The 25637-nt window shown below is 45.0% G+C and carries 22 protein-coding genes; 9 read left to right on the top strand and 13 right to left on the bottom strand.

Annotation, left to right across the window (positions count from 1 at the left end; translation table 11 throughout):
* Positions 1 to 57 precede the first annotated feature (57 nt).
* From GJV22_RS04780 to GJV22_RS04810, 7 genes are all read right to left on the bottom strand, one after another.
* Complete coding sequence (locus GJV22_RS04780) at positions 58 to 996, bottom strand: GYDIA family GHMP kinase (RefSeq protein ID WP_163709428.1); 939 nt, start codon at positions 994 to 996, stop codon at positions 58 to 60.
* A complete protein-coding gene (locus GJV22_RS04785; RefSeq protein WP_163709431.1) occupies positions 980 to 2305 on the bottom strand; it encodes a hydroxymethylglutaryl-CoA reductase in 1326 nt (441 codons plus the stop codon). Before GJV22_RS04785 ends, GJV22_RS04780 begins: the two co-directional genes overlap by 17 nt.
* Complete coding sequence (locus tag GJV22_RS04790; protein WP_163709435.1) at positions 2292 to 3302, bottom strand: beta/alpha barrel domain-containing protein; 1011 nt, start codon at positions 3300 to 3302, stop codon at positions 2292 to 2294. The genes GJV22_RS04785 and GJV22_RS04790 overlap by 14 nt, the downstream gene beginning before the upstream one ends.
* 134 nt (positions 3303 to 3436) lie before the next feature.
* Positions 3437 to 4597, bottom strand: a complete 1161-nt coding sequence (locus tag GJV22_RS04795; RefSeq protein ID WP_163709437.1) for an acyl-CoA dehydrogenase family protein — start codon at positions 4595 to 4597, stop codon at positions 3437 to 3439.
* 86 nt (positions 4598 to 4683) lie between these two features.
* Positions 4684 to 6654 carry an acetyl/propionyl/methylcrotonyl-CoA carboxylase subunit alpha gene (locus GJV22_RS04800; RefSeq protein ID WP_163709440.1) on the bottom strand — a complete coding sequence of 657 codons (1971 nt, stop codon included), beginning with the start codon at positions 6652 to 6654 and terminating at the stop codon, positions 4684 to 4686.
* Complete coding sequence (locus GJV22_RS04805) at positions 6651 to 7457, bottom strand: enoyl-CoA hydratase-related protein (RefSeq protein ID WP_163709442.1); 807 nt, start codon at positions 7455 to 7457, stop codon at positions 6651 to 6653. The genes GJV22_RS04800 and GJV22_RS04805 overlap by 4 nt, the downstream gene beginning before the upstream one ends.
* Positions 7458 to 7473: 16 nt before the next feature.
* The gene (locus GJV22_RS04810) at positions 7474 to 9039 is read right to left on the bottom strand and encodes a carboxyl transferase domain-containing protein (RefSeq protein WP_163709445.1); all 1566 of its coding nucleotides are present in this window, start codon (positions 9037 to 9039) and stop codon (positions 7474 to 7476) included.
* 317 nt (positions 9040 to 9356) lie between these two features.
* On the opposite strand from GJV22_RS04810, the gene GJV22_RS04815 reads away from it, so the two are divergent.
* The 3 genes from GJV22_RS04815 (at position 9357) to ygiD (ending at position 11722) form a co-directional block, all read left to right on the top strand.
* Positions 9357 to 10187: a helix-turn-helix domain-containing protein gene (locus GJV22_RS04815; RefSeq protein WP_163709448.1), complete on the top strand. Its 831-nt coding sequence runs from the start codon at positions 9357 to 9359 to the stop codon at positions 10185 to 10187.
* Between the two features lie 106 nt (positions 10188 to 10293).
* Positions 10294 to 10821, top strand: coding sequence for a YceI family protein (locus tag GJV22_RS04820; RefSeq protein ID WP_163709450.1), 528 nt, complete (start codon positions 10294 to 10296; stop codon positions 10819 to 10821).
* A gap of 10 nt (positions 10822 to 10831) precedes the next feature.
* A complete protein-coding gene (gene ygiD, locus GJV22_RS04825) occupies positions 10832 to 11722 on the top strand; it encodes a 4,5-DOPA-extradiol-dioxygenase (protein ID WP_205461750.1) in 891 nt (296 codons plus the stop codon).
* Between the two features lie 172 nt (positions 11723 to 11894).
* Here ygiD and GJV22_RS04830 read toward each other — a convergent pair whose 3' ends face one another.
* A complete protein-coding gene (locus GJV22_RS04830; protein WP_163709454.1) occupies positions 11895 to 13493 on the bottom strand; it encodes a glycosyltransferase family 39 protein in 1599 nt (532 codons plus the stop codon).
* 83 nt (positions 13494 to 13576) lie between these two features.
* Positions 13577 to 13933, bottom strand: a complete 357-nt coding sequence (locus tag GJV22_RS04835; RefSeq protein ID WP_163709456.1) for an arsenate reductase family protein — start codon at positions 13931 to 13933, stop codon at positions 13577 to 13579.
* Between the two features lie 175 nt (positions 13934 to 14108).
* Here GJV22_RS04835 and GJV22_RS04840 point away from each other — a divergent pair, with 175 nt between their 5' ends.
* From GJV22_RS04840 to GJV22_RS04865, 6 genes are all read left to right on the top strand, one after another.
* Positions 14109 to 16010 carry a helix-turn-helix domain-containing protein gene (locus GJV22_RS04840; RefSeq protein WP_163709462.1) on the top strand — a complete coding sequence of 634 codons (1902 nt, stop codon included), beginning with the start codon at positions 14109 to 14111 and terminating at the stop codon, positions 16008 to 16010.
* 188 nt (positions 16011 to 16198) lie between these two features.
* The gene (locus GJV22_RS04845; protein ID WP_163709465.1) at positions 16199 to 17602 is read left to right on the top strand and encodes a right-handed parallel beta-helix repeat-containing protein; all 1404 of its coding nucleotides are present in this window, start codon (positions 16199 to 16201) and stop codon (positions 17600 to 17602) included.
* 113 nt (positions 17603 to 17715) lie between these two features.
* Positions 17716 to 18321 carry a hypothetical protein gene (locus GJV22_RS04850; RefSeq protein ID WP_163709468.1) on the top strand — a complete coding sequence of 202 codons (606 nt, stop codon included), beginning with the start codon at positions 17716 to 17718 and terminating at the stop codon, positions 18319 to 18321.
* A 206-nt stretch (positions 18322 to 18527) separates the two neighbouring features.
* A complete protein-coding gene (locus GJV22_RS04855; RefSeq protein WP_163709471.1) occupies positions 18528 to 18917 on the top strand; it encodes a DUF6122 family protein in 390 nt (129 codons plus the stop codon).
* A gap of 322 nt (positions 18918 to 19239) precedes the next feature.
* Entirely contained in the window at positions 19240 to 19686 is a 447-nt protein-coding gene (locus GJV22_RS04860; protein WP_163709473.1) for a YybH family protein, read from the top strand.
* A 94-nt stretch (positions 19687 to 19780) separates the two neighbouring features.
* A complete protein-coding gene (locus tag GJV22_RS04865; protein ID WP_163709476.1) occupies positions 19781 to 20215 on the top strand; it encodes a hypothetical protein in 435 nt (144 codons plus the stop codon).
* Between the two features lie 88 nt (positions 20216 to 20303).
* On the opposite strand, the gene GJV22_RS04870 is transcribed toward GJV22_RS04865, so the two are convergent.
* From GJV22_RS04870 to GJV22_RS04885, 4 genes are all read right to left on the bottom strand, one after another.
* Positions 20304 to 21674: a C1 family peptidase gene (locus tag GJV22_RS04870; protein WP_163709479.1), complete on the bottom strand. Its 1371-nt coding sequence runs from the start codon at positions 21672 to 21674 to the stop codon at positions 20304 to 20306.
* Between the two features lie 341 nt (positions 21675 to 22015).
* Positions 22016 to 22618 carry an NAD(P)H-dependent oxidoreductase gene (locus tag GJV22_RS04875; protein ID WP_163709481.1) on the bottom strand — a complete coding sequence of 201 codons (603 nt, stop codon included), beginning with the start codon at positions 22616 to 22618 and terminating at the stop codon, positions 22016 to 22018.
* 87 nt (positions 22619 to 22705) lie between these two features.
* Positions 22706 to 25063 carry a glycoside hydrolase family 127 protein gene (locus tag GJV22_RS04880; RefSeq protein WP_163709484.1) on the bottom strand — a complete coding sequence of 786 codons (2358 nt, stop codon included), beginning with the start codon at positions 25061 to 25063 and terminating at the stop codon, positions 22706 to 22708.
* A gap of 6 nt (positions 25064 to 25069) precedes the next feature.
* The gene (locus GJV22_RS04885; RefSeq protein WP_163709487.1) at positions 25070 to 25624 is read right to left on the bottom strand and encodes a DUF6144 family protein; all 555 of its coding nucleotides are present in this window, start codon (positions 25622 to 25624) and stop codon (positions 25070 to 25072) included.
* Positions 25625 to 25637: the final 13 nt, after the last annotated feature.

The following is a 25637-nucleotide window of genomic DNA, read 5'->3' on the forward strand; positions in this document are numbered from 1 at the left end:
ACCTATTATTTCATATCTCTTTGTATCGGAACTGTTTGGCACAGAAATCAGAAACGCCTATTTCGTTGCATTCAACACCAGCTCCCGCCAAGGAAATACAACGCGCAATCCTTTTTGTTTAAAATAATTCAATACGTCACGATCATCCATCGGTGTTGCAATCAGATAAAAATCACCACCCCATGCGCCAAGCGACTTGACTTCGCCATTAAAATCGGAGAAGTACTGCGATTTTACGGTTGGACAGTCGAGCAACGCGGAGACCATGGCCTCATGCTCGACAATCAGTTTCTGGAAATCGTCCAACTTGGTGGCTCCCGCAAAAGCGTCTGAAAGCTGATTCATTTGCTCAACCTGCTGCAAGCTTACCGCTCCTTCACTCAGAAACCGTCTCACCTCATTCCGGGTACTTTTTTTGGCTCCTGAATAAATAAAATACAACTGATCCAAAAACGAATAGTCCAAATTTACAGGTTTGGGAACTTCATTCTTCGTATAAAAAATAGGTCCTTTGGCTGTCGCGCAAGCGATATCAAAACCACTTCCGTGGAAAACAAGTTCGTTCAATTTGAACGGATCAACTTTCGCCCATGATGCCAGATTCGCGATCAACGTACTACTGCTGCCCAATCCCCATTGGTTGTTAAAATCGATGTAAGTGTGCACATCAAGAGGGCGCTGCGGCTCAAAAGCCGGGTTCATTTGTTGAATGGTGCGAAAAGTGTCGCGTAAAATCACCGCTTTCTCAGCATCCGAACTATTGACAATCTCAAAATCGGGAAGTTTCAAATCGCAGGAGAACCAAAGTCCTTCCTGCATAAAAGCTTTCCAGCTCAAAATTCCGTCCTCTTTCCCGGCAGCAACTTCCATGCGCTGTCCGTATTGCAACGGCAAGGCAATAGATTTTGCTCCGCGCAGCACAAAATACTCCGCGGTCAATAACAACTTGCCGTGTGCCTGATAAGTCTCTTTGACTGTTTTAACGTCCTGTATCATGTTTCAGATATTGCTCAACATCGGAAAAACTCACTTCCCGTTTTTCAAAATAAAGGCGTGCGGCCGCTTTTTGTTCATCGGTCGCATTCAATGTATTTAAAATATTGCTCAAATGCATCTTCATATGCCCTTGCTGGATGCCAGTTGTCACCAACGCACGTACAGCCGACCAGTTCGATGCCAGACCAGCTACTGCCAGGTATTGCATCAGTTCCGTTGCCGATGGATTTTCAAGAATCTGCATCGCCAAACGTGCCATCGGATGCAAAGCAGTAACGCCGCCAACCACACCCACTGCCAGCGAAAGCTCCATTGAAAAAGTGAAGATCCCGTTCTCATTTTTGGCTTCACTCAAACCGGCATATTTACCGTTACGGGCAGCAAAGGCATGTCCTCCTGCTTCAATGGCACGAAAATCGTTTCCCGTAGCCAAAGCCAGTGCATCCACACCATTGAAAATTCCTTTGTTATGAGTCACCGCCCGTGATACGTCATTTCTCGAAATATGGACCGCACGAACAAACTTTTCCGCCAAACGGCAGGCCGCTTCCGGATCATCGTTTTCAGAAAGCTTCTCCACCGGACATTCGACCCAAACACGCACCTTACTAGCGGGCACATAGTTCGAAAGAATGGCCATAATGATTTCCGCCTCACGTTCCTCAGCATCCCAATCAGCTTGACTTGAGAGCCAATGATTGAGACTTTTACCAAACTGCTCCAAACAGGAATTAATGAAATTGGCCCCCATCGCATCTCTTGTCTCAAAGGCCACATCAAGCTGATAGTAATCCGGTAAAATCCCGGGTAAATATTTTAATTCAATTGATAGGATACCGCCCCCGCGTTTCTCCATCTTCTGAGTAATCGGAGCCGCATCAACACGCAATTGCGTTTCAAGTTCGTTAAAGTGAAGCTTCAATTTATCCGGATTTCCTTTCCATGAAAAATGAAGCTGTCCTTTCTTTTCTGTTCCCAAATTCTCAACATGAAAGCCTCCCCGTTTCGCCCAAAATCCGGCTGCTTTTCCTAAAGCGGCTACCACCGAACTCTCTTCAGTGACAAACGGGAATACACGATACTGCCCATTCACCAGGAAATTAGGCGCCACTGTGAAAGGAAAATGGAAATTGGAAAGGTGATTCTCGCTTAGGTCTTCAATGATTTTTTGCGCAGCCACATTCTTCGATTCAAAATCAGCCAGAAAATCAGCCGATGAAGCGTCTAACCCCAACTGTTGAATCAGCCAGTCCGTTTTTTGCGTTTTGCTGAATTTTGAGAATCCGGATATCGGTCTATTTTCCTTCATAATTCGGGTTTATACGCAAATATGCCTCTGCCATTCGGTAGGCTTTCAACAAATTTTCGATATAAATCTTCAAGTCTTTATAATCACCTGTTGCATGTTTCAACACCGACGAAGCCATGCCAAAAACAGCCGGAAGTTTACTTTTTGACACCAGGTAATAGCCATCCAAATAGGTCTTCACTCCGCCCGAAATAATTAAAGCGGGACAAGCCATATCTTGCTCTTCCACTAAACTGTTCACATCCCGTAGCATTTGTGAAGCATTTTGTCCGACGAAAGCAAACGGCTGATGCAGCTGTTTCAACGCCTCATCTTCCCGCATCATCTCAAGCTTTGAAAAATTAGTACCACCATAAGCTGCAAACTCAATCGCTGCCAAAGGCATTTTCAACAACTGCTTCAGACTTTCGCGCCCCATGCCTTGCCCGACTTCTTTCACAATCAGCGGAACATTAATACGCGTCATCAATTGCTGAATAGTCTCCAGTGGAGCTTGTGAAATGTGATCTCCTTCAGGCTGGAACCACTCTTGTAGCGGATTGACATGCACAATCAAACCATCGGCACGCAGATTTCCAACCAAATCGATGATCGCTTGTTCCTGCTTTTTAGCTAACAACTGCTCGACTTGTGCCACACCGAGATTTGCCCAGAATGGTTGTTCAGAACCGATTTCATCGCGCACATCAAAATCGGCCCAATAGGTTTTATCGAACAGAATTTTTCGGCACGAGCCCAAGCCCATTCCCAAACCAAATTCACGGCAGGCGCGTGCCAGATTTCGGTTGATGTCTTTGGCCACACCCGTTCCGCCAGTCATGCTCGACACCCACAAGGGGGCCCGCATCTGCTTGCCTAAAAATGAAAATGGTTGTGGATCTTTCTCCGGATGAGCAGACAGCAAAGGTTCGTAAACGAATCGACGATCCTGCTCCGGATAACTGGTTTGCGAATCAAAGGCCATCTGAATGTGCTCGAGTTTTCGGTCTTTTTCCATGAGTATCTATAAAAGGTAACAGGCAAATGTAAACAATGCATTTGCCTATTCCTTCCTATTCAGTTCAAAAATATTTTTGCGAGAACTTTGTACGCCGGAGCAGGTGCTCCACCCGCCATATCTCCATCTCTTTCTTACTTGTCTTTCAGCACATCGCGCGAAATCACCATACGCAACACTTCCGACGTTCCCTCTCCGATCGATAATAAACGCTGGTCGCGGAAGAATCGTTCAATCGGGTATTCATCGTTACGGAAGAAACCGGCGCCACCAAAAATCTGCATCGCTTCGCTGGCTACATCACTGGCAACCTGCGAGCAATACAATTTTGCCATCGCTGACTGTGTTCCAAAAGGTTCACCATTGTCTTTTAACCAACAAGCATGGTAAAGCAAGTTTCGCGCAGCTTCGATCTTAGTCGCCATGTCGGCCAGTTTAAAGGCGATGGACTGAAATCCGGAGATCGCATGACCAAACTGCTTTCGTTTCTTCGAAAACGACACTGCCATTTCGTAAGCCCCCTGTGCTAACCCAAGCCCCATTGCTGCAATCGACAAACGACCGGAGTCAATGGTTTTCAGCATGATTTTAATGCCCTGTCCGCGCTCTCCAAGCTGGTCTTCAGCTGGAATTTCAACATCTTTGAAATAAACCATTCCATTATCGGCGGCCCGCCACAAAAACTTTTGTTTCATAAACTCACGGGTGTAGCCCGGCGTTCCTTTCGAAACCATGAAAGTGGTAAATTCCTTCTTCCCATCAGGCCGCATACCTGTTTGGGCAACAAAACTAATTCCGGCTACCATGTCCGAAGCAGCATTGGTGATGTACTTTTTATGCCCATTCACCAACCAGCCTTCTTTTGTTGCCGTTGCGGTCGTTTCAACACCCTGTGCATCCGAACCGGCATTTTCTTCGGTCAACCCAAAAGCCCAAAGGTTTTCAGCTGTGCACAAGGCTGGTAAATATTTTTGCTTTTGAGCTTCCGTCCCAAAGGCCATTATCGGCCCAATACCGAGTGAATTATGTGCAGCTACCGTAGCAGCCACCGAACTGTCAACACGAGCCAACTCTTCCACAGCAATAATGAATGAAAGATAATCACTGCCTTGTCCACCATATTCAACGGGAGCATGCATCCCGAAAATATTCAGACTACGCATCGACTTGATCAACTCCATCGGAAAGATCTCCAAAGCCTCAAATTCGCCAATTACAGGCTTGATTTTTTCTTCAGCAAAAGCCCTTACTTTGGCTCTCACCTCGTGGTGTACTTTCTTGAGTAAAGCGTTCATAAATGGTTTTTCGTTTAAGGTCACTGACCTATTCTCTACTTTAGTTGTTTGCCACCGGGCAATATGAAAGACTTGAAACCACCATTTTACTGGGATTCCAAATCAACTAATATTTCTTTATCCTGAACGATTTTGCCTTTTGTCACATGAATGGTTTTCACAACCGCATCAACCGGGCTTTGTATCGTAAATTCAGTTTTCATTGATTCAATAACCAACAAATTCTGTCCTTTAATCAACTTGTCGCCCGCAGCTACAAACACGTCAATTACTTTACCGAACAAATCGGCAACAATGCGCGACTGTAACTCGCCGTTCAATTTCGACGATTGCCTGTTTAAACTCACCTGACCAGGCACCTGTTTACTCTTCAATTCAAAACGGAAGGTTTGATACTGGATTTCAGTTAAATTCTCCTTTTCAATCCAAAAGACATCCTGTTTTTTTCCGTTTAGGTTGAATGAAACGCAATTATTATTGTAAAAAACACGATTAACGGCAAGCGGTTCATTTTTGATGAAAAATAAGTAGTCTTTTTTATGCTTTCGAACATTGATTTGACAAATTTTGCCATCAACATCCAACTCAAAAGCCTGATTGAGACGCCAAAACCCAAACTTATTTTCGTCCGTGGTTTCTTCATAAAAATGATGCAAAATATAAGCGATGGCAGGAACTGCCGGGGAAATCACGCCCCGCGTATCTTCCAACTCTTGCAATAAGTCAGGCAATTTTTGTTCAATGTACTTCGTGTGAATCTTCATGCTTCGAAAAGCATCGTCTGCCGTCAGTATTTTCAAGAAAGACTGATTGGTTTTAATTCCCCCCAAAAAATGCAAATACAGGGCCTGACTCATATCAGCGATGGCCTGCCTGCGAGACGCCGCATGAACAACTAACTTCCCCAACATGGAATCGTAGGCCGGTGAAAGCTGACTTCCCGCACCGACAAAACTATCCCAACGCACGTTATCCGGAAATTGAACAGCAGAGATTGTCCCCGATGAAGGCACAAACTGATGCTGCGGATCTTCCGCACAAATACGCACCTCAATAGCATGTCCGCAAGCCTGAATTTCATCCTGCTTCAAAGGCAAACCATTTCCTGCAGCAATGTCGATCTGCCATTCCACCAAATCCAGTCCTGTGATAGCTTCCGTTACCGGATGCTCTACCTGAAGCCGGGTGTTCATCTCCAGGAACCAGCAGTTCTCCCGCTCGTCAACCAAAAACTCGATCGTTCCGGCTCCACGATATTTTGATGCCTTAGCTATTTGTAAGGCGAATTGATGCAAATTGGCTTTCGTTTCATCTGTAAGATTTGGGGCAGGTGCCTCTTCTACCACCTTTTGGTAGCGCCGTTGTAGACTGCAATCGCGTTCAAACAGGTGCACTGCATTTCCGTTACCGTCGCCCATCAGCTGAACTTCAACATGGCGAGCTTGTGCCAAATATTTTTCGACGAACAACTCGCCATTACCAAAGTACTCGTGGGCCTGACGTTGTGCTTGTTGCAATGCCAGTGGCAATCCGGAGGCTTCCTCCACAATCTGCATGCCCTTGCCTCCACCTCCGGCTGCGGCCTTGACTAGCAAGGGAAATTCCAAACCGCTGATGTCTCGAATAATATCACTCACCGCTCCCCGAACGCCGGGAATTACCGGAACACCGAGTTCCTTTACAAAATCAATCGCCTGAGTTTTCTCGCCCATCAAGCTGATCTGCTCCGGCGTAGCTCCGATGAAAGCAAGACAATTGGCCTCAACCAAAGCTGCAAAAGCAGCATTTTCGGATAAAAATCCGTAGCCGGGATGAATGGCGTCAGCTCCGGCTTCCTTTGCGAATTGAACCAACTTTTGCTGATTCAAATACGTTTCAGACAAGGTGCTCCCATCCAGTAAAAATGCCTCATCAGCTAAAGCTACATGAAGCGATCCCGCATCGTCCGACGCATAAACTGCCGCGGTACGAATGCCCATCTTTTGAGCCGTACGAATAATCCGAACGGCTATTTCACCCCGGTTCGCAATGAGTATTTTATGAAATTTACGTTTCAATTTTCGCTAACTTTTAATGCATTCCAGTCGGGCTTTCTTTTATCCAAAAACGCCCGCAGTCCTTCTTGCCCTTCTTCCGATTCCAATATTTCGGCCAAAACCCCTGCTGTATATTCACTGCTGTCGATATTCACCTCGCCCGAATCAACTTTCAAAATTAACTGCTTGCATGCTTTCACTGCATTTGGCGAAGCCTGCCTCAATTCCGAAATTAGCTTATCGACCACTTGCATCCGCTGATCATCACCGGCTACAAAATCCACCAAGCCAATAGCATGTGCTTCACTAGTCCAAATGCGTTCACCTGAGAACATCAGTTTTTTCAGGTTTTGAGTTGACAATCGTTTCGCCACAAAAGGCAAAATCGTAGCCGGAATAATACCCAGCTTCACCTCGCCAAATGCAAAAGCTGTTGCCTCCTCTGCAATTGCAAAGTCGCAGGCAGCCAAAATACCGTTCGCGCCTCCCAACACATTTTTATGTGCCGCGCAAATGGTCACTTTCGGGAAGTTGTATATTTTTTTCAGCAAATCGGCCATATGCAGGTATTCCTGCCAGTTCTCCGACTTGTCGCGGTTTACAGCATTGGCAAACCAACTGATGTCGGCACCGGCACAAAATGATCTCCCTTCACCGGCAATCACTACAAAGTGAATCTGTTCGTCTTCTTCCAACTCATCCAGCACCTCGTGTAACTCCGAAATCAACTCCGGATTCAATGCATTGTGTTGCCTTGGGCGGTTCAACAAAATAGTTGCCCGGTCATTTTCAAGCTGAAGAAGGATATGTTTGAATTGTTTCATTGTTTCAATTTTTGATTTACATGCGGAACACACCATAATTGGCTTGTCGAACCGGCTGATTCAAGGTCACCTTAAACAGGAATCCGAGCAGGTCGCGTGTATCTACCGGATCGAAAATCCCGTCGTCCCACAAACGTGACGAACTGTAATAAGCCGTACTTTCCTGATCAAATTGCTCAATCAGACTGTTTTCCTTACCGCTTCCTCCAATAGTTTGCAGTACGCCCGAAGCCTGTTCTCCACCCATCACAGCAATGCGTGAGTGAGGCCACATCAGCATAAAATCAGGATCGTAAGCGCGACCTGCCATCGCGTAATTTCCGGCACCAAACGAGCCACCCATGACCAGAGTAATCTTTGGAACAGTTGAATTGGCCACAGCGTTTATTAGTTTCGCCCCATCGCGGGCAATGCCTTCGTGTTCGTATTTTTTCCCGACAATAAATCCACTGATATTCTGCAAAAACAACAGCGGAACTTGTCGTTGATTACACAGTTGAATAAAATGGGCTCCTTTACGCGCAGCTTCGGCTGTCAGGAAACTCTGGTTTCCTAAAATCCCAATTGGAATACCCTTAATTCGGGCAAAGCCGGTCACCAACGTTTTGCCGTACTCCGCTTTAAATTCCGGAAAACGGCTCCCGTCAACCAGTCGCTCAATAATAGCCCGCACATTAATCGGCTTTTTCAAATCGGTTGACAGAAAATTGTACAGTTCTTCTGCCGGATAAACCGGTTCAACCGATTTTTCAATATCAATTTCCCGCTTCGAAACACGAGGTAACCCCTCAACCAAATCACGACAAATGCGCAAGGCATGTACATCGTCATCCGCTAAATGATCAGCTACACCCGAAATTTTGGTGTGCACATCGCCTCCGCCCAGATCCTCGGCGGAGACTTCTTCTCCTGTGGCAGCTTTTACCAGCGGCGGGCCACCAATAAAGATTGTCCCTTGGTTGCGCACAATAATGGTTTCGTCGCACATGGCCGGAACATAAGCACCTCCGGCAGTACACGAACCCATAACTACAGCGATTTGCGGAATACCTTCAGCCGATAAACGGGCCTGATTAAAGAATACCCGCCCAAAGTCGAATCGATCGGGGAAAACCTGCGCTTGTTCGGGCAGGAAAATACCTCCCGAGTCAACCAGGTAAATGCAGGGCAGCTGATTTTGCATGGCAATTTCCTGTGCCCGAATATGTTTCTTAATGGTCTCGCGAATGTAGGTTCCCCCTTTTACCGTGGCGTCGTTCGCCACGATCATGCACTCGCGACCATGCACAAGCCCGATTCCGGCAATAATTCCGGCTGAGGGGAAAGCGTCATCATACTGCCCGTAAGCAGCAAAGGACGAAAGCTCAACAAAAGGCGTACGCGGGTCAACCAGCAAGTCGATGCGTTCGCGCGCCAAAAGCTTGCCCCTCTCCCGATGTTTCGCCACGGCTTTGACGGTCCCATGCGAAGTGACAGCTACTACACGACGGTGAAATTCAGCAATTGCTTCGCGATATTCAGCGCCAGGTTCGTTACCGTTACTTGCCTTTTCGGCAGGATCATTGTGTTTAATTTTCTCCATACTCTGATTAAACAGAAAAAGATTGAAAAATCTCTTACTACGACAATAAAGCAGGACATAAGTTCACCTAATACGCTACTTTTTTCATGACACCAGGAACCAAACGCCAACTGTCTGAAATACATCGAATCGAATAAGTCTTCCAATCCCAATAAAGCGGAAAAGTATAAAAGATATTTATATCTTCATCTTTTAGTGCGATTTCAAAGTGAAATAATAATTCAAATTTAGCATGCCTGCTGCCAATGTTTAAATGAAATTATGCAACTTTCACCTTGCAAGCACTTTTTACTTAATCGTTGTTCTAGTTTTTGCCTATGATCGAAACGTTCAAAATATTTCAGCTTTCTTCCGAGGATGTGGAAAGCATTCAGGCGTCGGAGAACGAACCACACACACACGACTACGAAGAGTTATTAATTGGCGTGGAAGGGCGTCTGGAGCATTTCATCGATTTTGAATCGACCAAAATGGATGCCCCTTTTGTGAGTTTCGTAACCAAAGGTAAAGTTCACCGGGTAATCCCTTATTTAAAGGATGGTCGATGTAATATTTGGGCCGTCAGGTTTCGGAGTGAGTTCATTCCGGAAACGACTTTCCAACTGTACGCATACTATCATAATAATGCCAACATTCCGCTCCCTTCCAACCGATGCTTTCAACGTATGGAGACCATTTGCGAGTTGATGCAGGAAGAAACCCGGGAACGGAATCCGGATTATTCGATCATCCGCCATTTGCTGAGTGCCTTATTCACAATGGTGGAAGCCGAACGCAAGAAACTGGAGCCCGATCAATCGCAGTTGGTAAAAACGCAGAGTTCAACCTTCAAGACCTTCCTGCTTACCCTCGAAGAAAATTTCCGCCGTCCGGAAGGCGTGGAGTTTTATGCTGAGAAGTTATTCATGAGCAGTCGCAACCTCAATATTATTTGCCACAACATCATGCAACTAAGTGTTTCGGAGTTGATTGAAACCCGCAAACTGATTGAAGCCAAAAACCTGCTAATGACCACCGACAAAACTATTGCCGAGATCGGGTTCGAGCTGGGATACAATGAAAAATCATACTTCACCAGCGTGTTTAAACGGAAGTCCGGCATGACTCCAAGCGAATTCCGCAAGGAGATGCAACAGCTCATTTCCTGATATTACAACTCATTTTCCGAAAAGTGATACCCCTTGCGCCGGGGGATGTTGCAACTTTGTATCATCAAAATAAAACAAAGTAGAAACAATTTAAAATTCGAAGAAAATGAAAACAATTTGGACATTAGACCCGACTCACAGCGAAGTGAATTTCAAAGTAAAACACTTGATGATTTCGAATGTAAAAGGTGAGTTTAAAAATATCTCGGCAACCCTTGACGGAGATGATTTTGAAACAGCGAAAGTCAACGCAACCATTGAAGCGGCTTCAGTTTTCACGAACAACGACGATCGTGACAATCACCTGAAAAGCGCCGATTTTTTCGACATTGAAAATTACAAAGAATTGACCTTCGAAAGCAAGTCATTCAAAAAAACGGAGGACTACGAATATAAACTGACCGGAATTTTGACCATCAAAGGTGTCGCCAAAGAAGTGACTTTCGATGTCGAGTTCGGTGGAATCAACAAAGACCCTTGGGGTAACGAAAAAGCCGGATTCTCGTTAGAAGGTAAAATCAACCGGAAAGACTGGGGCCTGAACTGGAATGCCGCACTCGAAACAGGCGGCGTATTGGTCAGTGAAGATGTAAAAATTCAGGCCGAAGTTCAGTTCGTTAAACAAGTATTATAAACCAAATGGCATGAAACGGAAACAATTCCTGACAACTCTTTCTTTACTGCCATTAACAGGAACAGCTATGAAACTGAATGAATTAAATAAATTAACATCGTCCTTCAGCAGCACGGAACAGTTGCCCCTGCTGTTTTTGGGACACGGCAGCCCGATGAATGCCATCGAGGAAAACGAGTTCACCCAGGGTTTCCGCGACATCAGTACGAAATTCGAAAAACCCAAAGCGATATTGTGTATTTCAGCTCACTGGGAAACCCGCGGAACCTTTCTGACAGCGATGGAACATCCGCAGACAATACACGACTTTGGCGGCTTTCCGCAGGCACTTTTCGATGTGCAGTACCCGGCGCCAGGAAGTCCTGAACTAGCGCAGGAGGTGCAACAACTTATTACGAGTACCGATGCTGGCCTGACAGACAAATGGGGACTTGACCACGGTGCGTGGAGTGTGATTCGCCACCTGTATCCCCATGCTGACATCCCTGTGATTGAAATGAGCATTGACTATACCAAAGGGCCGGAATATCACTATGAGTTGGGCAAAGAACTGGCTGCCCTTCGCCGCAAAGGCGTGCTGATTATCGGCAGCGGAAACCTGGTGCACAACCTGCGCATGGTCGACTGGAAACGCATGAATGACATCGGCTATGGATTCGACTGGGCAGAAGAAGCCCGGGCTAAAATGAATGATTGGATTCTCTCGGGAAATCATCAAGCACTGATTCAATATGAACAGCAAGGATCTGCTTTTAAGCTGGCAATTCCGTCGCCCGACCACTATTTGCCTTTGCTATATGTGTTAGGCTTGAAAGATACCAAGGAAGAAATTTCACTTTTCAACGATAAAACCATGGCCGGTTCGTTAAGTATGACTTCGGTTTTTATCCATAAATCTTAAACCGGGATTTAGCGCTAGAATCCGACAAACTTTGACAAATAGCAGGAGAACAAATCGGGGAAGACAGAAGAGGTTGCCGCATAGCACCTCTTTTTTACTGTCAGAGCTTCTCCTCTGATGGATCAGCAGTACAATCAACCGCACCATCGTCAAGTGAACGCGAAAGTTTTACTCAAGGCCTCTGGATCTGGTAAACAGAGACATCGAAATAATTATACATCACTCTCTTTTCAACTTCAGTTAATTCGTGTGCATTGAAATTTGTCTTCAAATCATTCAATAAACTATCGGATAAATACATGGCATAAACCGTATCGTAGCTCTTCAGATCAAAGTCCTTTTTAAAATCGGGGTATTCCGGTTTGGCGTAAATCACATCTATATTCTCATTCTTACTAATGCGCATTAACGATAAAAATGCGGTATACCAATGCGGACTAACCACTTTAAAATCCGAAATAATCAAAATATGCTCATTGCCGGAGAACCTTTCAGCAGCATCTTTTACATGATAATACGCATCGGCTCGTTTCCCATCGGCGACATCGTTTGCTTCCTTTAACGATGACGTAATACCCAAAGCGATAACGATCAAAAACACACATCCAAACACCATTGGCCATTTAACCAGTGCACGCTTCAGCGAAAAACTGACTAAGACATAAAACCCAATAAAATTGAACAACAAGTAGCGTGACAAGTCAGAACTACCGCTTGAGCGGATCAGATCCATGGCTATTAGAACAGCCACACCCAGAAAAGCAATCAGCCCTACAAAAAGCTTCGGCTTCGCCTCGGCCCGCCGAAAAAAAACGATGACCGCAAGTCCCATGAGAATCCCGTAAAACCACCTACCTGCGGTTTGCCAAAACTCACCGACACCCAAATTGAAAAAATAAGTGAATGAATCAATGGTGTGGTTAATATGTATCAGGAGCAAGTCAAAAACCGACAAGTCACTCCACGAACCTATTTTTTGCCAGGCTAAGCTCTGAATAATATCTTCCCGATTAATAAAAATGAATATTAACCACGGCACACTTGTCAGAAAGATTATAAACTGACTCAGAACAATTTTCTTCCACAGTGCCCGATAATAGATCAAGCCATAAATGAAATGAGCCAATAAGGTTATAAAAACCAGGATCGTTGTGTGAATGGCAAAAAATCCGAAAAAAACGTATAACATCCACCACTTTACAGCTTGTTTCTCCAAAGCCATCAAAAACAAGTAGTGCATCAGAATAACTGCAAAAGCCCACAGCGTATAGTATCGGGCTTCTTGTGCATATTCCTGAAAAAAAGGTGAAACCGTGTAAAAGCTGATTGCAATCCAGCCGGCAAGACCGGAGTTGAAGATCTTTTTGGTCAGGAAAAACAGAATGGGAACAGATAGTAAAAAAGCAACCAGTGAAAAATAACGGAACACCCGGTAATCATCCCCGAAAATACGTGTCAGGAATATAAAGTAGTAGTAATGCCCCGGAGTTACCTGTGGCATTTCCATCAACCCGACAAATTGATCAGAAATCTTCAGGCCCCTGTCATTCAGTTTAAGTAAATCGTCGAAATATTTCTTGTGCAGTATTTGGTTGACCGGGATCTCCTTTTCATACTGAGACATCGGAACTCCGGACGTATGAAGAACGGTACACACTTCATCATCCCAAAAAAACTGCTGATTAATTTTATAAAATTTCAGCGAAACGCCTATAAGAACGATTACCAGAAAAAGATAGGGCGAACGGAACAGTTGATTGAGTTGAGACATAGTCAAATAATTGTATTCCTTTGCTTACGCAACACAGCTCAATATAGTTCAATCACCCCGGGGCAAAGTATCGGCGATGAATGCTATTCCCCTGATGCCACTTTAATTGCCTCAACGGTTTTCCTGGCATTACCCAGAAAGAGTTGGCCGTTAATTTCGAAGACAGGTCGCTTAAGGAACGTGTAATCCATCAACAACAGCTTTTTGTAATCAGCATCCTCTGTTATCGGGTTTTCGGCCAAGGCATCTTTCAGTTTACGGGCGCGCTTGTTAATCAACTCCTCGTAACTACCGGTATGCTTGTAGAAGCTCTCCACCTGCTCCTCAGTAACCGGATTGAATTTAATGTCCTGTTGTTCAAAGTTGTTGTCCACTCCAACTTCTTTCATGATTCGGTTACAGGTGTCGCAGGTCGACAGGAAATAGACTTTTCGTTGCATTGCTGTTTTCATTTTGTGGCGGGAAGATAGAAAAAAGTGAGCCTCAATAAAACAGGAACATAAACACTTTCGTTCGCTGTTGCGTATTTCTCAATTAGGAGCACTCCGCGAACAGCTTGTTCAATTCAAACACCCCGTGATTGTAACTTTGAAACTGGTATTTAAATCGCGACCCATGATCAACGGCCTTTCTACAGACCCGGAGTTTTTGAAAAAGCTCGGCAAGATCGTCGAAATGAATCTTGCTGATGAAAACTTTGGGGTGAAGGAGCTGGCGCGTAAAACGGGAATCAGCCGCACCCAGCTTCATCGCCGGCTAAAAGCCGCCAACAATCAATCGATTAGCCAGTTTATCCGCGAAATAAGATTGAACAAGGCCAAAGAAATGCTGCAACAAGAACTGGGAACTGTTTCCGAAATTGCCTACAAAGTGGGCTTTGGCAGTCCGTCCTATTTCATCAAATGCTTTCACGATTACTTTGGTTATCCCCCCGGTGTTATTCTGAAATACAATCCGGAAAAAGAAATCGCAGTGACGGAAACTGAAACGCCTACGCCGAAAGCGAAAAAAGGAAGTCTGCCACGACTTATGGTGGCCATTATGGGGTTCGTAATAATCGCCCTAAGCTTAACCGTTCTATTCGGAAATTTCGGAAGTAAAAAGGAGGACGTCTCCACAATGCTTGCGGCAACCACCAAATCGATTGCCGTACTTCCCCTCAAAAATTTAAGTGAGAACAGTGAAATTCAATACCTGGCCGACGGGATTATGGAAGACATCCTGAACCGGCTTTCGCACGTTCAATCCATTGATGTGAAGTCAAGAATATCCTCCGAACAATACCGCAATCCCCAAATCTCTGTTCCCGAAATTGCGAAAGAGATGCATGTTACACATGTTCTGGAAGGCAGCATATTGAACCAGGGAGACAAAGTCCGGATTTACGTGCAGCTTATTGATGCCAAAAATGACATTCATGTCTGGTCGGACGAGTACAACAAAGATCTGACGGATATCTTCAACTTCACATCGGAGGTATCAAAACAGATTGCAGAGGAGCTCGAGCTAATCTTATCTGCCGGGGAGATGGCCAATATCGAGAAAAAACAGACAAAAGATAAGGAAGCTTACAACTTATACTTAATGGGCCGTTACTTCTGGCACCGGAAAACAACAAAAGATGTGATAACCTGCATGAATTTTTACAAAATGGCCATTGAAAAAGATCCCAACTACGGCCTGGCCTATGCGGGCATAGCAGACGCCTACAATACGCTCACCTGGAATGGTTATTATCCTTTCGAAGAATCGGTGCCAAAGTGTAAAGAATATGCCATGAAAGCCATCAGCCTTGATCCCAACCTTGCCGAGGCACATGCCGCGTTAGGAGACTGCGCATCCGATTTTCTATGGGATTGGAAGCTTGCGGAGAAAGAGCTTAAGTTGGCCATCAAACTAAATCCCAATTTCGCACTGGCACACAAATATTACGGTGATTATTTAAATATTTTGGGAAAGAATGCCGAGGCCCGGAAACATTTAAATAAGGCCATCGAACTAAATCCTTTGGCCTATTCCATGTATCATTCAAGCGTGACGCTGTATTATAATGAGGGAGACTTTGATGGTATGCACAATGATCTTAAAAAGGCTATGGAGTTTAAGAAAAATTCACGTTCGGAACATTTTACCCGGCTAAAAGCGAACTTGTTCCAGGGGAAAGACCAAGAGGCTTTTGACGAATTGAAACGCTGGATTCCCTTTGTAGAGGATTCTGTAAATTACGATGACACATTGGACCGAATTTATGCTCAAACAGGAATAATCGGGGTGGTCCGGTGGAATTTAGATTACTTTTTCAAAACCTATAAGCCCGATGACAATTATCAGTTAGCCTCGCTTTGCGCCTATCTGGGCGATAAAGAATCAGCGATCGACTATCTTGAAAAAGATTTCAAGAATACGGAAAAACGATATAAACTAGCTAAAATTAAAAACGATTTCGACTTTAAGGTACTTCATGGTCATCCCCGATTCACTGCGTTACTAGAGAAAATGAACCTGGCGGACAACTAATCCCCATCGTAGTACCCCTCCTCTCGGACACTTTTAAACCCCTGCACTATTTTTTTATACTCTATCAAAAAAAATTGATACGATTGGAACATAGCTAATTAGTATCACCTCGCTAATTATCCCAACTTTGACAATAAGGTTCAGGTCTTTAATCACGATTTGTTTAACTAATGCAGGAGGAGATAATTATGAGACAATTTTTTCTGGCACTTATTAGCACAATGCTTATATTTTCATGCTCACAATCTCGCGATGAAGATTTTGCCGAAGATTTTTCAAATTTGAAATCTCAATCATTATCGGGTTGCGACGTGTATGTTGCTCCAAGCGGAGATCTCTCCGGAGTAACTGATGCGAATAATATCGAGCTGGCTCTGGATGAAGTAAAATCATGCGGAGGCACCGTCTTTCTTACTGATGGCAACAAGAGTTCCGTTGACCATTATTATACCAGCAAAAACATTGTTATAACTGGCTTTCAAGGGGTATTGACCGGCGAAAGTTTAAAAAACACGCAAATCCATGTTGTCCGGAAATCAGCGTCGGTTGGTTTTGAGGGAGCCTTTTCCCCCTGGTGGTCTCAAACTGACAGTCCGTACACACTTCCAACTCCAACGGTATTTCAACTCGATAACGCAGCAGGGGATGTTATAATCCGGAATCTTTCAATTTTTGTCAAAGACGATCAACCGTCAGATATTCACCCCGACTATTATGGCATCAACACAACATGTATCTCAACCATCATCGAGATTTTGGGTGGCGAGCACAATACCTGCATTGAAAACATCCGGATTGAAGGCAAGGAAACAACCGCTGAAGGCAATGTCCTCGGTATGAATATCGATGTAGGCATTCATGTTATGCTGGGAAGCCCGGTTGCAGGAATCAACGACACAGGCACGCTCTCCATAAAAAATGTTGAAGTCGAAAATACAGGCAATGGTGCAATCCTGTTTATGAGATTTGCTGCAGGTTCAATGGTATCGGTTGAAAATGTTCGTGCTACCAATGTCGGACAGGGAGTTTATGCCGGTGGTATTTTCGACTCACAGGTAAACATTTCCGATAATTACTTTTCAACACATGCCACCGGATACCAGGGCATTGCCTTGTGGAATATCCCGTCAGGTTTGCAGATCGTACATAATACGATACGAGAAAGCAGGTATTTTGGCATCTCCTTGTGGGATAATGTCCATAATGCAACCGTTTCGGACAATACCTTTATTGATCTGATGAAAAAGTTAAATTTTAGTGCAATTCTCACTTACGGATCAGGAAATACGTTTTCGCTGAATGACTACAGGGAAAGTAAATTACCCGGATGGACTGATGAAACCAACGGGCCAGGTGCGATAATCCTTACTGCCAGCTCTTCGAACAATTTGGTTCATGAAATGAAATTTCCTACAGGCAATTTCTCACTTTGTGAAATGATTTCGGATCGGACCGATAATCCCGGAACACCGGAATACGATGGACTGAATAATATTCACAACTACCAACCTTGTGATAACAGGGCAAGCCGGAATATGGCATTCGAAGAGGAGGGATTGGGATTCTTTGCGGGGTATAAACACAATCCCTAACTGATCATTGCAGCCGATTAGGCGATGTAAAAAAGCTCACCTCATCTGAGAGCAATAACTTTAGTTTGGCAAGACTATAAAACAAAGTGAAACTAACATTGGAGAAAAAAACCATGAAAGCATTACACAAATTTTTATTCGTGGCATTTAGTATAGGGCTTTTGCTCGCCTGTTCCAACAGCCAGGATGAAATTCTATCCGGCAAGCTGAAAAGCGCCAACTTAGGTGCAGACAAAAGCAGTGAAGTGAAAATGGTAACCGTACCGTTTAAAGCTACATTTACCGTGTGGCGGGCACTTCCACCAGGCACTGGTGAATGCGAACCGGGTAGTGCTCGAGAAACTATGATGATGAAAGGAAGTGGGCAAATGGCGCATCTAGGTCAAATAAAGGAAATTTATATGACATTTTGTGTAATCAGCGATGGTTCATATTCATTTGTCGAGCCGGGTAAATTTGTGGCAGCCAATGGAGACGAATTATACTTTATTGGTGAAGGTCAGGTATTGCCGTATACTGGTGATAATGTTGAATATCAGGCTCAGTTCAACGACGAATTTTCTTTTATTGGTGGAACCGGCCGTTTTGAAGGTGCATCTGGCAGTGCTAAAACCAATGCATATGTTCATGCCGGAAGTACCGATAATGAAGGCGATGATCCTTTCTATACCGATTTCTTTATAACCGACGGAACCATTACATTGAAGAAAGGAAATTAATCGCGGACCAAAACCGGTTTCAAATATGACCAACTCATGCCAGGCTGCAACCGAAGCGTTTCGATTGCAGCTTCGCTATGGTCTTTTCTGAATGTGAAAAACCAGCACTTATCTTGCCGCTGTGATTGAATAATTTGAATAACTTGCGGCACTGATTTTCCTGGCTCTGTAAAAGATTCGGGAACGGGATTAAGCTGCAAGCAACCATGCAAACATTCATTCACTACTTTTTACACTTGGTATTTCCGGCAATCATCGCCTGGCTGTTCTTCCGCAAAGAATGGAAAAAAGTTTATCTCATCTTTCTATTAACCATGCTGGTCGATTTGGATCACCTGCTGGCAACTCCGATATTTCAGGCTAACCGGTGCAGTATTGGTTTTCATCCGCTGCATTCGTATTATGCCATTGCCGGCTATGTTGTTTTGCTCTTCTTCCGAAAACCATTCAACATCATCGGCATCGGGCTGCTCTTCCACATGTTTACCGATTTAGTTGACTGCCTGTTTACCTTCAGCCAATGCCCGGATTGCCTTGTCAGTTCACCGGCTTACAAACTACTTCTTTCGATTGCCAATTGCATTGGGTTGAACTGAAAATAAGAGAAGAGAGGAAGTCACTATCCTGAACGAAAAAGTCACGACGTTGGAAGAGCAAGTCTTTGCCGTCTGTTACGGAACCGATTCGTTGCATCATTCATCCAGTTTGCTTTGCTATGCAACCGACAGGTTCTGTTTTTGAACCGGATTGCGGAACTGTTTTGCATCAAAGTTCCGGTGCAGACCGCGATAACCCGGAGGCACTTCAGAATCACTCTGGATAAAAGACTAAAATATCTTATTTTTAACACCAATCGTGTAACTCATTCACAAAAAAGCAGTAAGCTACTCTGTTACATTTAAGAAAGGAGTACATACTATGGCAAATGAAGAGGACGTTCGTAAAGCTTCGCAGGAGTTTTACAAAGCATTAAACCTGATGGTGAATGGTAATGCGGAAGCATTGAAAGTCATATGGTCGCACAGCGAGCAAGCCACCACCATGCATCCCGTTGGGGGAAGGCAGGTTGGTTGGAACGATGTTTGGAACACCTGGAACCAGGTAGCACAGGTATCCAGCGATGGGAAAGTTGAGCTGGAAGATCAACTCATTTTTGCATCCGGCGACCTGGCTTATGAAACCGGGGTCGAGAATGCCGGATTTAAAGTGGCCGGCACTAAAACCGAAGGTCAGGTTCGGGTAACCAACGTCTACCGGAAAGAAAACGGCAGCTGGAAGATTGTGCATCATCATACCGATTTGGTTCCGGCAATGGTCGAAGCTGTAAGCAAGCTGCAGGCAGGAGCGAAAGAATCTGCTGTTTAAGATTTCACATGCAAGTTAGAACAACACAATCAAGCAAATAAATGCCCCTTCAATTACACCAAACAACCCTACTTAAATTAAAGGAGGATAAATTATGAAGGTCAAATCACTAATCAGTGCATTCCTTTTCACAGTGTTCATTTACGGCGGTGTTGCGGTAGCCCAAGCTCCGCTTGAAGGCACCTGGCAGGCAACCTATCTCGAATTCAGTACACCTGATACAACTTTCACGCTCTCCGGCGACGAGGCTGCTTCTCAAATAAAAGTGATCAATCAAACGCATTTTGCAACTATTAAGCAAGGGGAAAACATGAAGTCAAGTATGTTTAACGGAGGAACCTACGATTTGACAGATAATACTTACACGGAGCATCTCAAATATTTTTCAAACACGGCTCAAATTGGACAGTCTATTACGTTTAACAGTAAGCTCGATAAGAATAAATGGGAAATCAGCGGTCCAATTGTAAAAGATGGCGAAGAGCCAGGCCCCTGGAAGCTACGCGAAGTTTATACGCGAATTGAGTAGATCACAATCTATTCCGGCTAAATGAAAGAGACAGTCAATAACGAAGGACACCTTTTGGGGTGGCCTTCGTTATTAGTTCGTTCTCAAACTAGAACATTGGATCCCAAGGTGGAAGCATTTCTGATTTCTCACCATAAATATCCAACACTTTTTGACTGATAAATTTCTTGTTAACGACGATGCGGAACATGTATTCATTGAACCATTCGTCGGTAAAGGTCAGGTATCCTTTTTCTCCCGCTTCGGCTCCCCAACTGTTTTCGAATTGCCATTTGACCGGCCTTTCATTTTGATCAACCTCAACAGCAATCAATGCCATTCCGTGGCTCGAACCACTTTCTTTCGTCTGAATGCGTTGAGCTTTATTCATTGTAAACGGCACATCATACACTGCTTCATAGTCGAAATTATCAACATCTAAAACGCCAAAGTCGCGGCGCAACTGTTTGCCCACATCACACGAAGCATACATCGCCTCGTTATTCTTAATCGACTCGATGCAGAATTGCTTGATCACCTCATTCGGCAGGTTCACATAGTGCCAGTTCTCGCCTTCCTGCACATTGCGGTAGTTTTCCACTTCGTAGTGTTTCCAGAACGGGCGGGTTGGGTCGTTCATCAACATCACATAGTCGCTCAACTGAATGTCACCCAATACTTCTTTCATGAACGACTGTGGGGTGAAGGTTTTCGCTTCGGCCAGTTGACCATCTTTATCCTGGTAGCGGTATTGAAATTCAACAGGCGGTTCACCTAAGTTCAATGCCAACATGCGATAGATCACACCCAGCATCTCAACTTTCCGACTGTCTATCACGTTGTCACTCTTATCGGCGTTTTTAAGGTCGCGCAGCTCCAGCGCCTGTTCACGCAGCTTGCGTTTCAACAATTTGGTCATCCAGGCTGTATTTTCGCTCGAATAGGTTTCTTCCATAGCTTCGCGCGGCACCATGCCGTATTTGTTGGCTAGGTTCACAAAGTTGATCCACTGCCCGCCGTCGTCAACGGGAGAGCTAAAGTACCAGCGCACTTTCTCGTCGTCGAACCCGCGATCGGCTGTCGCTACAACATTATTCAGGAAGAGATTGGATTTCTCGAACAAATCCCAGAAATAAAGGTAGTTCTGCGAGAACTCGAACGCTTTGGTACTGAAATGTTGCATCGCCATCGGACGAAACACATTAAGCGAGGTAAATAACCAGCAACGCCCTGAACTTTTTTGGTTCGTAATACCGGATACATCAACCTTATAAGTAAAATAATGATCGGTTGTACCTTCATTCTCGCGACTCCACGCCAATTTGGTAATCGGGTTCGCAGAAAGCGCATTTTGCATTCCAACGGTGTAATTGTCCTTCACAAAACCGGACCGAATCTTCTCCAAATCCTGCTGATCAACGCTTTGTGCCATCCCCCAAAAGGGCAAAGCCAAGCCGGCAAGCATAAGCCATTGCTTCATTTTCATCTATTTTCAGATTAATTGTTTTCAACTGGCGTCAAAAATAACAAAACCGATGAATTCGTTACCTGATGAAATTCATATCCATAAAACCAACGTCACTACCACAAATTCAATTAGCCTGAGGATACCTCAGGCTCGCGCTTATACTTCTGAATTATTTTAAAATCTGAAGTAGAGGGCTACAGCATCGCAGCAAAACGCGGATGATGGCCTATGGCAGCAACGTTCCTCTGCTATCCATTCCGGTCCGACAAAATTGATACTGACTGAAACGCCACCGAAGCATCCTCTTGGCCCCACTATTCCTGCTAAAGCCCTGTTTTTATCGGGCTTTTCACTTATATGGAATAAATAACCTTATTGAGATCGATTCTGGATTTTGGTTTCAGCGATGGCTGATTAAAGTCGTCCGGATCGCGATACCCCAAAGCAACCGCAAACAGCGTCCGGTATCCCTCGATGTTCAATATCCGGTCGTATTCCGCCGTGTTGATACCTTCCATTGGGGTTGAATCGACGCCAAGCGAAGCCGCACCACTTAAAAAGAATCCCAGCGACAGATAAACCTGGTGCGCCATCCACGCTTTAATTTCCGCTTCGGTACCGGGTTTGATGTTCTTGTTGTAATAGCCAACCGCCCCTTCGGGCAGGTTCTCGTTGATCTGCTTTTCAAACAAGTCAATGTTGTCAATTACACTGAAAACAACTAGGTGACTGGCATCCTTTACTTTCTCTTCATTGTGAAACGAACATGGAGCCAACTCTTCTTTCAATTTCGGGTCGCTTACAAAGGTAAAACGCCAGGGCTGGCTGTTAATCGACGAGGGGCTCAAGCGCAAAATCTCCTTCAACTCCGCAACCAGCTCTGCTGAAATCTGCTTTGTCGGATCGTACTTTTTGGTGGTGTAACGATCCGCTGCCAATGTCCTAAAATCCGTCATTTCTGTTCTTGTTTTCGTTGCTGGTAAAACTACAAAAAGAAAGCCCGACAACTGCCGGGCTTCCCTTGATATCAATTTTATTTAAGATTATTTTTTCATTAGCCGAACTTCGTAGATTCCGCCGGCAACAGAACTGGACTTCGCTTCAAACTTCACCCGCAATTTGCCCTCCGCCTGATCTAAAACCGACTGCGGAATTTCGTAATCAACGGTAAAGAATTCAAAGCCCTTGCTGCCATCCAGCGTCACATCGGCCAATTTTTCACCGTTTAGGCTAATGGCAAACGCTCTTCCACTATCCAGTCCGAAGTACATGATGCGCAATTTACGGGCTTCTCCGTTTTCATCGTTCAACTGATAACTAAACCAACCGCTTGCATCGCGCCAGTGCTTGCCTTGATTGACCCCCGAGTTGGTATTTTCAGACTGAATAAAGTGATCGGATTCGGGCTGTTGTTCGCCCGGAAAAACCAAATCGATGGTTGCTTCCGCCAAGGCTTTCTTCTCCGCTTCTTCCTTCGCCGTTTTATTTTCTAGGGCCTGCAAATCAGCGGCACTCACCACCTGAAAATAAATCATATACCGAGACTCGTGCAAGCGGAAGAATGGAATCAGCTCCAAATCTTTCCCGTCAGACAAACCACTCAGTGTAAACGTCATTGGCTTTCCGGCAACCGGCTTCACCATCGATGCCAATTCTGAAGCATCGCCAACGACCACCGGTATTTCGTTCAAGGGATATTTGGGGCCGGCAGCAATGTGTCCGCCACGGCTGTCGTCGGCATACAAACCGACCTGATTCGCGGTATCTGTTTTCGCCGCTAAAACAATTGGTCCGCGAAGAATCGAATAATAATTTTCACCGTCAGGCAATTGCTCAATAGTTGTTTGCATCGGGAAGTTCAACGCAACTTTGTCGCCTTTCGTCCACGTGCGTTTCAGAGCAACATACTCACCCGGCTTTCCGGCAACCGCCTCATCTTTCCCATTTACCCGGACTTTCAAAGCTCCGGTTTCCACCCATTTCGGATAACGAATGTACAGGGTGAACTCGCTTTTTTTCTTCGGATTGATGGTCAGCGTGCTGGTCTCCGCGTCCGGGAATTTGGTTTCCTGTGTGATCTCCATCGCCTTTTCTTCCCAGTTCAGGGTTGAAGGGATAAAGAGATTCACATAAATATCGTCACCGGAATGTGCATAAATTAGCTCTCCGTATTTCGTGTGATTTTCGAGCCCGGAACCAACGCAACACCAGAAGCTGGTTTGCGGTTGCGAGTACACCCGGTAATGACCGGGACGCATCGGCGTGAAATAGACAAAGCCTCCGTGATCGGGCTCTTCAGTCGACAAAATATGGTTGTACAAAGCTCGTTCGTAGTAATCCATGTATTTGACTTCCGGATCACTCAGGAACAAGTGCTTCGTTAATTTCAGCATGTTGTAGGTGTTGCAGGTTTCCGGTCCCTGCTCGCTCTCAATCATCGAGCTAAAATCATCAATCGGATGAAAATGCTCACGAACGCTGTTCCCTCCGATGGAGACCGAGCGCTTGTCAACCACGTTTTCCCAGAAATAGCGCGCAGCATCAGCCCACGCCTCATCGCCATCAACTTCGGCAACACGTTTATAACCGATAACTTTAGGTATTTGCGTGTTGGCGTGCATCCCAGTCAGGTGATCTTCGTGCTTGATCAAAGGTTCCAGAATACTTTTTTGCGAGAACTGTTTCGCCAGCTTCACGTATTTCTCATCGCCTGTAATGGCTGCCACATCGGCAAAGACTTCGTTTAGTCCACCATGTTCACTACGCAGCATATCCTGAATTTGATCATCCGTCAGGTTTTGCACCAGATGAATCGCCCAATCGGTGAGTTTAATCAGCATCTCTTTGGCTTCATCACTGCAACCAAAAAGATAGGCATCGCAAAGTCCGGCATAAATTTTATGAATATTATACAGTGGCACCCACTTCTTATTCAGGCTGAAAGATCCGGCATCAATCTTGCCTTCTGAAATTTCCTTCCACATGGCCTTTCCCCCCGGAACACCGGAAAGATAACCATCGCCACTGGCATCCTGTGCGCGCTTCAGTTCCGACAACATATAGTCCATTCGCTTTTTCATGCGCTGATCGCCGGTAGCTGCGTACATCTTGGACAAAGCCGATAAGTAGTGACCACCAATATGACCATCCAAGCCGGTATTTTCCCAGTTCGTGTAGTTTTTGGCCTTCGGCTGAAGACCGCCTTCTTTGAGGTAAGGCGCTAACAACCGATCCATATCCAAAGCAAGAATATAGTCCATATCGGTCATCATGGCTTTTTTAAAGGGGCTATCGAGCAAACGCACCTCCGACAGCGGGAACGCCTCGGTTGCTTGCCTTTGCTGCCCAACCGCCAACATCGGCACCAAGCCAATCAGGAAGATTAAATTTCTAAGTTTCATGTCAGGTTATAGTTTGATCTGATATTTGCACCGGTCGTTTCCCCGATGAATGGAGGAAATTACGTTGGCCTGAACTTGATGCCCTGCTACTTTCGAGAACATCAACTCGGCAAAACCCTCGGAGCAGTAACACAGCACGCCAATGTCCAAACCTTGCTGATGGTTGACCATTGGGCACACGCAAAAGTTTTTGTTTTCGTCGGCATGAATGATTCCGCTTTCTTCATCGAAATCGACTTTCCAGTTCCAACTGTCTTCCAGAAAATTGATAAACTCTTCCAGTTTACCGGCATAAGGTTGCAAAACCTCATCCATCTTCAGCTGGTCGTAATGCGCACGGGCACAACTTTTCATGATTTGACGAGATACTTCGCTGTCTGTTTGTTCATCCAGGCTAATCACCAATATTGAGATCCACTCCTGCATCAGCTTCTTTTGAGCATCCCCGGCAGCAGAATCATTATTGGCTTCAACTTGTTGACCAGCGAGGAAAGAGAAACCGCAGAAACACCCTCCTGCGGCACAGGCTTTTTTTAGGAAATTTCTGCGGTCTTTATTCATTTATTTTTGTTTA

The organism is Mangrovibacterium lignilyticum (assembly GCF_010882175.1).
GTDB lineage: Bacteria > Bacteroidota > Bacteroidia > Bacteroidales > Prolixibacteraceae > Mangrovibacterium > Mangrovibacterium lignilyticum.